Source organism: Spiroplasma endosymbiont of Nebria brevicollis (assembly GCF_964030895.1).
GTDB lineage: Bacteria > Bacillota_I > Bacilli_A > Mycoplasmatales > VBWQ01 > Spiroplasma_E.
On record NZ_OZ034986.1, the window covers coordinates 846901 to 858404 of the forward strand.

21 protein-coding genes are annotated in these 11504 nt (G+C 21.3%); 18 read left to right on the top strand and 3 right to left on the bottom strand.

Features of this window, described 5'->3' with window-relative positions:
* Positions 1–63: 63 nt before the first annotated feature.
* From AAHM98_RS04915 to AAHM98_RS04945, 7 genes are all read left to right on the top strand, one after another.
* A complete protein-coding gene (locus AAHM98_RS04915; RefSeq protein WP_342275786.1) occupies positions 64–243 on the top strand; it encodes a hypothetical protein in 180 nt (59 codons plus the stop codon).
* A gap of 4 nt (positions 244–247) precedes the next feature.
* Positions 248–370, top strand: coding sequence for a hypothetical protein (locus tag AAHM98_RS04920; protein ID WP_342275787.1), 123 nt, complete (start codon positions 248–250; stop codon positions 368–370).
* Between the two features lie 17 nt (positions 371–387).
* Positions 388–699, top strand: a complete 312-nt coding sequence (locus tag AAHM98_RS04925) for a hypothetical protein (protein WP_342275788.1) — start codon at positions 388–390, stop codon at positions 697–699.
* A gap of 263 nt (positions 700–962) precedes the next feature.
* A complete protein-coding gene (locus tag AAHM98_RS04930) occupies positions 963–1343 on the top strand; it encodes a hypothetical protein (RefSeq protein ID WP_342275789.1) in 381 nt (126 codons plus the stop codon).
* A complete protein-coding gene (locus AAHM98_RS04935; protein ID WP_342275790.1) occupies positions 1283–1576 on the top strand; it encodes a hypothetical protein in 294 nt (97 codons plus the stop codon). Before AAHM98_RS04930 ends, AAHM98_RS04935 begins: the two co-directional genes overlap by 61 nt.
* On the top strand, positions 1551–2294 hold the full coding sequence (locus AAHM98_RS04940) for a hypothetical protein (RefSeq protein WP_342275791.1): 744 nt from the start codon (positions 1551–1553) through the stop codon (positions 2292–2294). Before AAHM98_RS04935 ends, AAHM98_RS04940 begins: the two co-directional genes overlap by 26 nt.
* 17 nt (positions 2295–2311) lie before the next feature.
* A complete protein-coding gene (locus tag AAHM98_RS04945) occupies positions 2312–3571 on the top strand; it encodes a hypothetical protein (RefSeq protein WP_342275792.1) in 1260 nt (419 codons plus the stop codon).
* Positions 3572–3668: 97 nt separating this feature from the next.
* On the opposite strand, the gene AAHM98_RS04950 is transcribed toward AAHM98_RS04945, so the two are convergent.
* The 3 genes from AAHM98_RS04950 to AAHM98_RS04960 form a co-directional block, all read right to left on the bottom strand.
* On the bottom strand, positions 3669–3860 hold the full coding sequence (locus tag AAHM98_RS04950) for a hypothetical protein (RefSeq protein WP_342275793.1): 192 nt from the start codon (positions 3858–3860) through the stop codon (positions 3669–3671).
* A 201-nt stretch (positions 3861–4061) separates the two neighbouring features.
* Positions 4062–4565 (bottom strand): hypothetical protein, encoded by a 504-nt coding sequence (locus AAHM98_RS04955; protein WP_342275794.1) that lies wholly within the window; start codon positions 4563–4565, stop codon positions 4062–4064.
* Positions 4566–4810: 245 nt separating this feature from the next.
* On the bottom strand, positions 4811–5719 hold the full coding sequence (locus tag AAHM98_RS04960) for a hypothetical protein (protein WP_342275795.1): 909 nt from the start codon (positions 5717–5719) through the stop codon (positions 4811–4813).
* A gap of 75 nt (positions 5720–5794) precedes the next feature.
* Here AAHM98_RS04960 and AAHM98_RS04965 point away from each other — a divergent pair, with 75 nt between their 5' ends.
* The 11 genes from AAHM98_RS04965 (at position 5795) to AAHM98_RS05015 (ending at position 11503) form a co-directional block, all read left to right on the top strand.
* A complete protein-coding gene (locus tag AAHM98_RS04965) occupies positions 5795–6004 on the top strand; it encodes a hypothetical protein (protein WP_342275796.1) in 210 nt (69 codons plus the stop codon).
* Positions 6005–6447: 443 nt separating this feature from the next.
* Positions 6448–6936, top strand: a complete 489-nt coding sequence (locus AAHM98_RS04970) for a hypothetical protein (protein WP_342275797.1) — start codon at positions 6448–6450, stop codon at positions 6934–6936.
* A gap of 126 nt (positions 6937–7062) precedes the next feature.
* Positions 7063–7236, top strand: coding sequence for a hypothetical protein (locus AAHM98_RS04975; protein WP_342275760.1), 174 nt, complete (start codon positions 7063–7065; stop codon positions 7234–7236).
* Between the two features lie 13 nt (positions 7237–7249).
* Positions 7250–7456 carry a hypothetical protein gene (locus AAHM98_RS04980; RefSeq protein WP_342275759.1) on the top strand — a complete coding sequence of 69 codons (207 nt, stop codon included), beginning with the start codon at positions 7250–7252 and terminating at the stop codon, positions 7454–7456.
* Positions 7457–7470: 14 nt separating this feature from the next.
* The gene (locus AAHM98_RS04985) at positions 7471–7659 is read left to right on the top strand and encodes a hypothetical protein (protein WP_342275758.1); all 189 of its coding nucleotides are present in this window, start codon (positions 7471–7473) and stop codon (positions 7657–7659) included.
* Positions 7659–7820 carry a hypothetical protein gene (locus tag AAHM98_RS04990; protein WP_342275757.1) on the top strand — a complete coding sequence of 54 codons (162 nt, stop codon included), beginning with the start codon at positions 7659–7661 and terminating at the stop codon, positions 7818–7820. The genes AAHM98_RS04985 and AAHM98_RS04990 overlap by 1 nt, the downstream gene beginning before the upstream one ends.
* The gene (locus tag AAHM98_RS04995) at positions 7804–8445 is read left to right on the top strand and encodes a PD-(D/E)XK nuclease family protein (protein WP_342275798.1); all 642 of its coding nucleotides are present in this window, start codon (positions 7804–7806) and stop codon (positions 8443–8445) included. Before AAHM98_RS04990 ends, AAHM98_RS04995 begins: the two co-directional genes overlap by 17 nt.
* Positions 8445–9242 (top strand): recombinase RecT, encoded by a 798-nt coding sequence (locus AAHM98_RS05000; protein WP_342275799.1) that lies wholly within the window; start codon positions 8445–8447, stop codon positions 9240–9242. Before AAHM98_RS04995 ends, AAHM98_RS05000 begins: the two co-directional genes overlap by 1 nt.
* A complete protein-coding gene (locus AAHM98_RS05005; protein ID WP_342275754.1) occupies positions 9235–9744 on the top strand; it encodes a hypothetical protein in 510 nt (169 codons plus the stop codon). Before AAHM98_RS05000 ends, AAHM98_RS05005 begins: the two co-directional genes overlap by 8 nt.
* Positions 9745–9849: 105 nt before the next feature.
* The gene (locus tag AAHM98_RS05010) at positions 9850–10026 is read left to right on the top strand and encodes a hypothetical protein (protein WP_342275753.1); all 177 of its coding nucleotides are present in this window, start codon (positions 9850–9852) and stop codon (positions 10024–10026) included.
* A 4-nt stretch (positions 10027–10030) separates the two neighbouring features.
* The gene (locus AAHM98_RS05015) at positions 10031–11503 is read left to right on the top strand and encodes a hypothetical protein (RefSeq protein WP_342275800.1); all 1473 of its coding nucleotides are present in this window, start codon (positions 10031–10033) and stop codon (positions 11501–11503) included.
* Position 11504: the final 1 nt, after the last annotated feature.

Below are 11504 nucleotides of genomic sequence, written 5' to 3' on the forward strand. Positions count from 1 at the left end.
AGTGGAGTTTATAAAGTTATTGAATTATTCAATATTAAAAAAATAGATAAAAACGAAGCTTCTATGAAAGATATCATTATTGAAACAATTATTAGTATAGGTATGATGAAAAATATTACTTTAAGATATTATTGGGGTATGTCATCAAGTGTAAGCATGTTAAGAATTTCAGATAATTTATTACCTTCAACAACAAGACCGGACTTTGGTACACTTTGAAAATTAGAAGAATTACAGGATTAATATTATGTTTTTTAAAATTATAAAAATTATTTTAGGTTTAATTGGAATAGTATTATCATCAGCAACAGCAGGTTTAATTATATTTATTATTATAAAAATTATATTAAAAATTAATCATTTATTTTAAAAGAAAGGTAAATAATTATGAAAATATTTAATATAAAAGAAAAACTAACTGAAAATGATAATACAAAATTATTTAGTTTAAGTAAAGAAAAAACAATACATGCTTCTATACTAGATTTTTTTGGATTTAATAGTTTTAATCATGAAACTCATTTTACTGATTTTGTAGCAGAAAATAATGCTAATTTATATAATGCACCATTAGAAATTAATAATGACAAAATTAAACAATATTTAATTAATCAAGAATACTATCGTAAAAATTGAAATTCTATTTTTAAATTAAGTAAATTAGGAATTAGTGGATATTTAATCTATATTTTCAATTAGTAAATATACAACAAAGAAATTATGATATTACTGGTAAATTAATTCAATGTACTATTTTTTATGAGAATTATCAAAAAAATGCTCAAATAGTAAGATTATTTGAAATTTATACGCTTAATAATGAACAAGTAACTATTAATCGTGCGATTTATAGTATTAGTGATAATAAAAAACAATTTGTATTAGATTATAAAACATATAATAACAACTCTAACTTAGAACAAAAACAAGTATTAAACATTAATTATATACCAATAGCAATTATGCGTAATCGTGCTAATGAAGAACCTGACTGTAATAAAGTCATGGATAAAATTAAAGCATTAAATATTTTCTTTGAACAAATCATTTTAGATGTCATTTTAAACTCACCTAAATTTGTTTTTAATAATATTTATGGTAATAATCAACAAACAATTGATGATGCGATAAGAAAATTAATTACTAAAAACTATTTATTTACTGATAAAAGTCCTAATGATACTCCTAATGGTTTAGTAACTATTATTCAAGGTAATTTTAAAGGTAAAACATTAATAAGTGATGTTTATGATTGATTAATGAAATATCTAAGCGTTGTGGTTTGCATATACCAAGTCAAAAGAAATCAGCACAACAATCAGTTCCTGAAAGTACCGCTGTAAATATTTCAACAGTTAATTATATTGAACAAAAACTATGACAATTTAATATTGATACTCTTAAATTTATTCAATTATTAGTACGCGTTGATAAAGATTTATTAGATAGTAAAACATTTGAAATTAATGATGAAAAAGCAATTGAAAATTTAACAGTTAAATTAACTTTATTTAATCCAGTAAATAATCAATTAGTAGGAGAAAATGACAATGGACAACAACAAACCACAAACTAAGTTTCCACAAAAACAAACTAAACTCAATCAAGCAGAAAATGATTATTTAATAGATAATATACCAAATGATTTTTCAAACCTTATGGGCAATACTAGTGACCCTGATATTAATAGAATATACGATAAATTTAAAAAACGAACAATCTATATTTATGAAATTGAACGTTTATTCAAAAATAATGAGAATAATACTTTAAAATTCTCACCTAATACTATTAAAATTGGTTTTATTGATATTGAGCAAGTATTAACTACTAATGCTGTTGAAACATCAGACTTTAATATGCAACTAAATCAAAGAGCAAGTACCAATATTAATGATAATACCATTGAATATAGTATGACTGATATTAAAAATTTAATCTTTCAAGAAATAGATTTATTAAATCAATTTAAGTTGTATGCTGTTAGTATAAATGAAACTTTAACTGAAAATAATATTGATAATTTATATATTATTAATAGTTATTCCCAACCTTATCAAAATCCAAAATTAAGAAGTACAAAAAGTATTACTATCATAAAAATTAAAGATTTTAAAACAAGAGATGGTTATCCAATCATTATTAAATTACAAAAACCATTAGATAAAGATACAAAAGTTATTGGATTAAAAATTAAAGCACCAAGAAGCATGCTCTTTGGCAATATAAAGGTACTTGGTGAAGTAGATAATATGGAAAAGTATACCCTAAGTTATTTGTTAAAGATAAGATAGCATTTCCGTTATTATCAATGCCAATTGAAACTCAACCAAAAGTTTGAATATTAGAACAATGATTTAGTGAACAAATATTACCATGAAATTTAGCAAAACAATTTATTGGACAAGAAAAATCAGTTTTAGATTTAATTACTATTGGTGGTGGAAAAGAAACTAGAAAAGAAGTTATTAACAATGCAAGAGTAACTAACGTTTGATTAGGCCATGATTTCACTGATAGTCCTGGTTATTGACCATTAAATGGACAAAAAGAATTAAAAGATAAAGAAATATGAACTTTTCGTATAACAGATAATGAAAGCGAACATATTTCTACTAATGCTATATTTAGAGATGTTGAAATAGAAATAAAAGATGCACCAACTATTGATAGTTTACAAAAATTATTATTAGATATGTTAAGTTATACATATAACTATAATAGAAATTTTGAAGGTGCAGAATATGATGAAAAAACCGGTAAACCTAAAAATGATATTGCAAAATTACGTGATAAATTCTCAGGACAAAAACCAGATGAAATAATTACAAATTTATTTAAACAATGGGAGTTTGAATATCCAAATTATATAAACTTATTACAGATTAAAATATTTAAACAAATATTTATAATGTTATCAAAATATATTTATTCATCATTATCAATTAATAAAGGTTTAAATGATGATAATAAAATTTTGTTACCTTATTATTTTGAATTAAAATCAAGGCCAATAAAACCTACTGGTAAAGATATTTGAAAATTCAAAGATGTAAAAGTAATATTAAAATCTGAATATTTTGATTTTACAGATATAAACAACATTAAATTAAAAAATAATGATATTAGTCAAAATGAGTTATTTAAACTAGATGATAATCAGTTTAATTGATTATCTATTACAAATGAACTTGAAAGTAATAATATACCATCATTAATTCCTGCTGATTGAACACTAGGTAATGGTGAATATGGTAAATACTTTACAAAAGCAATTATTGATAAAAGCAAAATTGAAAATGTTTTAAATTTATATGGTTCAAATAAATCACAACTATTTTCTAAATTAGAGTTTTATAAAGAAATTTCACAAATTGATAATAATAGTGAATTTGAATTACAAATTGAAAACCCGATTAATAACTTAAATCGGATTGAAATTAGTGGAATATTTGGTTCTGGAAATTATGATTTAATTTTAATAACTGACAAACAAGAAATTAATTTAAAAAATATTAATTTATTTGATAAATATAATGAAAATATTTCTTATATTAATTTAGAGATTTAATTATTAAAATATCCATCAGGATAAATACCATCTCATTTTACATCTTCATCATAATGTGATTTAATATCAAAATATAAATTTATATTTGTATCATTATTTATTTTATTAGACCATATAGTTGTCCCATCCCCCAGTAGACTGTATAGTCATTCCCTAAAAATGATTGATAACCATTAGTTTGATTATGTGCTATTGAACCAATTATTAAACCAGTAACTCCACTTACAGCACCAGTTAGTGCTAATGCTAATGTTATTTTACTTAAATTTGTTTTTATTCATGTTTTCATATTAAATTACTCCTTTTTTCTTAATTTTACTATTAAATTGTACTTAATTTTTGTATTTTTTGCAAATATACCTTTAAACGTTAAAATAACGCCAAATACAAGGCGTTAATTTTGTGATACTATACTATTACTAGTATTGTTTTCGTTGCTTATATGGCATAAGAAAAAACACTTATTTTAGTAGAAGCATTATTTTTACCCCTAATTATATTTTTGTATGGATATAGCGCATAAAATAACGCATCGTAAGGGTCTTGGTACATAGTTTTGTCAGGAAATGTTAGTTTTGATTTGGTCATAGCGTAATTCTTCTAAACATTGCGTACTTTTTAATAAATCATTTTTATTAGCATAAAAATTACCATAACTCATAATATTACGCATTCATATACAACGGTCAGTTAATCCTGCTTCTTGATTAAGACTAGAAGCATGTTTAATAGCAACTTGACTCATAATTAAGATATTATGTTCATCTGCTAATTTTTGACTTATTCAATCGATAGCAGTTTTTGCTTTATCATCATAATAGTAAATTGCTTGGTCAAAATTTTCAAAATTATCAACTAATCCACAAATTTCATCAACATAAGCATTAATCTTTTCATTTTCATTAATAAAATCATTGGGAGTAATTACTAATTCGCAAATAATATAAGGGTCATAATAACCACTATTATTATATTCTTTAAAACCAGTTACCATAAGTACAGTATGGTCTTTGGAACCTGTTGCTCAATCAATACCAACACTATAAAAATCAAATTTATAAGTATCTTTTTCTTTGTTATAGAATTCTTGTAAATTATATGGTTGTCAATATTTTATTGCTTTTAGAAATGGAAAAACAGTTGCATCACTATCTAAATATTCAAATCCATAATAAACAGTATTAAATTCATCAGGATTTTTCTTTTTTAATTCTAAAATTAATTTTTGCGTTACTGGTTCTAATTTATTTCAAAATGGAAATAAAAAGTAAATCTTAAAATAAATAATCCAAGTCCACTAAACGCTTCATTATCTTCATAGTAGACCTTACCAATTTTTTTAAGGGTATCTATCACTTTATCATTTAATGGCAAATACGGGGTGCAATAAAGTAAATAAAAAGGGTGGTATTTATCATAGGGGTTACAAGTAAAAGCAATAAAGTGATTTTTATAAAAATAACGAGTAATTTTTTTACCATAAGTTGGACTAAATATATTTCTATCAGTAAATATTCAACTTCAGTCTTGAATTGGTTCATTAGATACTTTAATACGATTACTACGAAACATTGATAATTTTAAACGTTCATAACGTTGAGTTAATTGTTTTTCACTTAACGTTTCTTTTTCTTCTGCCATAATAATTTCATCTGTTCTTGAACATAAATAACTAGAACCACCAACTGATTTTCCAAAAATCTTATTACCATTAGCATAACCAATAAAATCTATTTGTTGATTATTAGGAAAGATAATACAACCACCATCCTTAGTGATTTTTCATTTAATACCATGGGGATTATTAACTCCTAAGTGAATATCATACTTATCTTCTAAATATTGACAAACATCCATTAAAGAACCAATGGTTGTTTCATTATGAGTATTTTCATAACGTCTTACTTCTTGTACAGAACTATCACTAAAATTACAACACACAAATAAATCAAACGCTAAACAATTTCATGTTTTTCTTGTTAAGCGTGCAGTTGGTACAAAACGATAAAAACAATTGGTAGTAAAAAATTCTGCTCATTGTTCACCAACAAATTCTTTAAAAATATCTCAATTAAAACCATAATTATTATCACTAAAATTAAGGTCATATTTTTTATTTAATTGTGCATAACTACTAATAAGTGTCATATTTTATTCACAAACCTTTACTTATAAATTAAAATTAAATCATTAACAAACCAAATTCAGAAAGGAACATAAAACATGTTATCATTACCATTTCAAAATCATTTTGATTGAGACAAACATCATTTTAATCAAGATGAATTAAATTTAAAACAAACAGAGAAATTATTTAAAAAAATAGATGAACAATTATGAAATGAATGTGATAAATCTATATATAAACCATATAGATTTAGAGGCCGTATAAAAAATAGGTATAGATTTAATAAAAATATAAATGAGAGATAATACTCTCATTTTTAATTGTTAAATTAAATAAACTCTCGTAGTTAGTTAAATTGTGAGTACTTTATGTAAATACTACTACATGAGTATAAAAGAGTAATTTATTAATTTTTATTGAATTGTTATTGTATGTATTTGTCTATTAATTGAAGTCTCTATATTGAGTTAGTAAAGAATTTTTCAAGATTATGTAATAACCATAAACCCTGTTCTTTAATTATTTTTAAATTATTACACATAAAGGGGGTTATATATTACATACATACCTTATCAATTATATATTAACATAAATTAAATAATTAGTATATATATATTTATTTTTTTTTAGGCTTTATCACTGTAGGTGATAAAGAGCCTATTTATAAGATTTTTTTAAAAAAGAAAATAAAAAAACAGCAACTGCTTACTAAAAGTAGCAGTGCTGAATAAAAAGAAAGGTTTTTAAAATGATAATAGAATTTTCACAAGAGCAAATTATTAAAGAAACTGATAATGGTGCAATAATAATTGAATTTGGAGAATATAAAATATCAATTTCTAAATGTTTTATTAAAAAAAATTCTTTTAATATTGATGAAACACGAATATATTGAGTTTTTAAAGATAATATAAAAAAAGAATTAAATGGTGTGCAATTAAAAGAATTATTAAAACAATATATTCAAATTGAAGATTTGAAAGAAAAACCAATAATATATAATAAAATTATTGAAAAATTAATTACTCTTGAATTTTATAAAAAATATAATGGTTATTATATTGGACAAATAAAAAATGAAGAATGTTTTAAATATAATATTACCTGAGAAAAAGATAGAAAAAGTTTTAAAATAAATAATCCATATAATCATAATGATTTAGTAATAAATTATATAGTAACATCATTAAAAGATTTAGTAACTCATAATAATAAAATATTTTATTTAAAATATTAAGAAAGGAATTAATATAAATGCTTAATTGAAATATTATTACTCATAACTGTGATATTTGTCATAAACAATCATCTATAAATAATAGAACATGTAATAACTGTTTTTATAAATTAATAGGTAAAAATAATGAAATGTAAATTACATAATAAAAAATATATTTGAATTAGTGAAATAGATAATTCTTATTATTGTAATAAATGTATTAATAATATGATTGAAGAAGATATATATTTAACAAGTGATAACTATGATAGTTTATATAACTATTATATTAATGAATTACAATTAGAAAATTTTTAAAGGAGAAAAGATAATGAATCAATTAGAATTACAAAATGCAAGAAAATTAATAGATAAATTTGAAGAATTACAAGAAGAATTTAATAGTAAATATGAAGAATTAGAATTTGAAATTGATAATGATGGTGATTTAAAAATTATGAAAGATTATTTTTCATATGAAAAAATAAATAAATTAGAACAAGTAATTATTCATTATAAAAAAATTATTAAAGGTTAAAGGAGAAAAATAATATGCAATATAATTATTTATTAAAATATAAAGTAAATTATACTAATAAAAGAAAACAAAAAATATTTTCTACAATTGAAAATGCTATTAATTTTCATAAAAATTATAAACATCATATATTAGAAAATGCTTATATTGAACATTATGAAATATTAGTAATGGAATTAGATATTAAAGGAGTTGAATTTTAATGTCAGCACATAAGAAAAATAAAGAAGATTTATTAAATAAACAAATGATTGTTAGATTAACTATAGATGAATATTATGAATTTAAAAAATATTGCTTAGAAAATCATATTACAATTAATGCTTTTTTAAGGAGTTTAATTAAAAATGCAATTAAAAAATAATTTAATTTTTAAAAAAGATACACATCAATATTTTTTAAATAAACAAGAAAAAATATCAGTATCTAAAATTATTCAATATTATTTATATGAAAATAAAAATCCTTATGAAAATATACCTTTTGATAGATTAGAAAATGCTAGATTAAGAGGAGAAACTGTTCATAAAGTAGCAGAATTATATTTTAAAAATATAAATATTAATAATATAAAAGATAAATTATTAAATAATATTCAACATTTATTTAATAAAAATTATTTACAATATTGTGAAAATTTATTAAATAATTTACAAGAATTTAAAGTAAATACTAAATATATATGTGAACAAGTATTTACTTATGATATTATTGCAGGAACACCAGATTTAATTTATAAAGAAAATAATTTATATACAATAATTGATTTTAAAACATTATCAAATATGTATAAAGAAAATAAAGAAAAATCAATATTACAATTAACTGCTTATTATTGAATATTAAAAAATAATGGTTTTAATTTATCAAATACACATTATATTTATTGAATTCAAAAAGATAATGTAGAAAAAATATTAGTAGAAATAACAGATGAATTAGTATATGAATGAGAAATGGCAATTGCACTTTGAAAGGAAAATCACTAATGGCAAATTTAATATTACCTAAAAATATAGATAAATCAAAAATACAACAATTTACTAACTATTATGAATTAACAAAATTAAATGATAAAAAATTATCAACATTAAATCCACAATCAGTTATTAATACTTTAGCAACTATATTTGAATTAGATTTAAGTAATAATCCAATTAAAAAAGAAATAGCATTAATACCTTATAATAATGAATTACAAGTACAAATACAAGAAGATGGTTTTTTAACTTTATTACAACGTTCAAATTGTGTAATTGATTTTCAAAGAGAAATTATTACTGATAAACATATTTTTAATAAAGAAACTCAACGTTGAGAATTAGACCCTAATAAAATATTTGAAAATAAAATAATTATTGGTTATTATGGTATGATTTCTATTAAAAATTATTTAGGTAAAATAATTACTTTTATTAAAGGTATGACTAAACAAGAATGTGAAGAACATAGAAAAAAATATAGTAAAGCAAATGGTAATAGTCCATGAACTACTAGTTTTAATGCTATGGCACTTAAAACAGTTATTAAAGCAATTATTAGAGATATTAATAAAGACCCTAGTATTAAATTAGAAAATCAAAATATTATTGATAGAGCAATGCAAATTGATCAAGCAATAGTATTAGAAAATGAAAATATAATGTATGTTGATAATCCAAATAATGATAATAAAGAAATTAAATTAAAAGTAATGGAAGAATCAAAAGAAGAAATAAATATTAATTATGAACAAATACAAAATAATATTGATAATTTAGATAATATGGTATTTAGTAATGAATAATTATTTACTTTCAGTAGACCCAAGTATTAAAAATACTGGATTTACATTATGAGAAAATAAAAAACCAATATGAATAAAAAGTTATAGTTTTAAAAAAAATACTGAAATTGAATTTAATACTTTTATAATTGATGAAATTAATAGTTATGATGAATGTATAAATAAAGATAATTTATATTTAGTAATTGAACGTGGTATTTTTAATCCAAAATTTGGTCGTGGTAAAGAAACTTTAGACCATTTACGTGGTTTTATATCAAGTCAATTTAATAAATTATTAACAAAAGATATGTTAATAAGTTCAAGTGAATGAAGAAAATGATATCAAAGTTTAGATGAAATTAAATATAATTGAAATTATAAACCTTGAACTAAAGAGTTATCAATTGAACTTTCTCAATTCATGATTAAGAACCATAATTGAAATATTAAAATTAAAGACCATGACCAAGCAGAAAGTTTATTAATTGGTTGATATTATTTAAATAAGGAAGTGAAATAATGGTTTGATGAGAAATATTAATAATTATAAATTCTACAATAATAGCATTAATAAATTTAGGTTGTTTTATTGTTTTATTACTTGATTTAGTAAGGAAAAAATAAAATGAAAACTAAATTAAAATGTATTTGTAAAGATTGTAATAGTAAAGTATTAATTAAATTACAATCTACAGATTTAGAAAATACTTCTGTTCAATTTTTTAAAATGTGTAAAAAACATCAATTAGATTTTAATAATAAAGTAAAAGAAATTAAAGAATATTATAAAAATAAGGAGTAATATTATGAATAAAGAATTTACATACTTAAATGAAATTAGTTATTGATTATTAAATAAAAGTGATTTTACTCATAGTGAATATAATCTTAGTGGTAGTAGATATTCTAGTAAAACATATAGTATAGCAGAAGAATTAGCAATATTAATAGTTATATCAATTAAAGTACAAAAATCAATTGCTATTTATGCATTTAGAAAATTAAATAAAGATATTAATGATTTAGTAAAAGAAATATATAATGCTTTAATAATAATTGGATTGAATGATTATAAAGACTTTACTTTAAAATACCCTAATAAGCAAGCAGACTTTCGTTTTAAAGGTTTTAAATCATTTATTAGGGTAATGGGTGTATATAGTAATTCAAATGATAGAATACCTTTAAAAGGTCTTTCTCGTAGTGAAATAAAAGGTTTTGATTTAGCAATTGAATGATGTGAAGAAGCAAATGAATTTAGTCAACAAGAATTTCAAGCAATAACATTTGCATTAGGTAATGCTAAAAAAAGAATAAAAATAAAAAGTTGTAATCCAGATAATATTTATCAATATTATATTGAATATATGAATAAAATTGTACCTTTTAATTTAGAAATAATGAAAGAAAAAAATGAACAAATTAAATCAATATTTGATAATAATATTTTTAAGTTATTTCATTATAGTAATTGAAAAGTAAATGCTCATAATCTTACATTAGATATGATTAATGATTTAGAAGAATTAAAAGTATTAGATCCAATTAAAGCACAAAGTTGATATTATGGTGTACCAAGTATTTTACAAGGTGCTATTTTTGCTAGATATTTAGATAAAGTTAATACTAAATTAGATTTTCAAGTACAAAGATTAACTGGTGGTTTAGATATAGGTATGGCAACAAGTCCAAGTGGTCATCCTACATCTGCTTCATTATGATTTATTGGTGAAAATGATAATGGTAGAAGAGCGCATAAAGAAAGTGAATTTTATCATAGTAATGTTACTATGCAATATAAAGATACTGATACTTTAGCAAATGATATTATTAATTATTATATAAATGAAAGTAAACGTTATATAGCAATGTTATTTGGTTTTACTTGTTATGTTGATTATGGTAATGGTGGGTTAGTATTTATTGATGTTTTAAAAAGTTGAGTTAAAAAACGTAATATAACATGATTAAAATTTATAGCAGTAGATAAATCAATTTTATATTTAAATGATAGAATTGATTTTACAACAATTTGTATGCTTAAAAATATTATTAGTTTTAATTGAGAAAGATGTCCAGAAACTAAAAGACAATATAGTTTAATGCAATGATTAGATAAAAAGAAATTAGATACTAATAATAATACTCCGAAAATGTTAGATTTACATGATGATACTTGAGATAGTGATATGTATGCATTAATGCATGAAATGAAATGATTAATTAATGGTATTAATAATAAATTATTAATTAATAAAAATAATTTTGGTGGTGATTAAT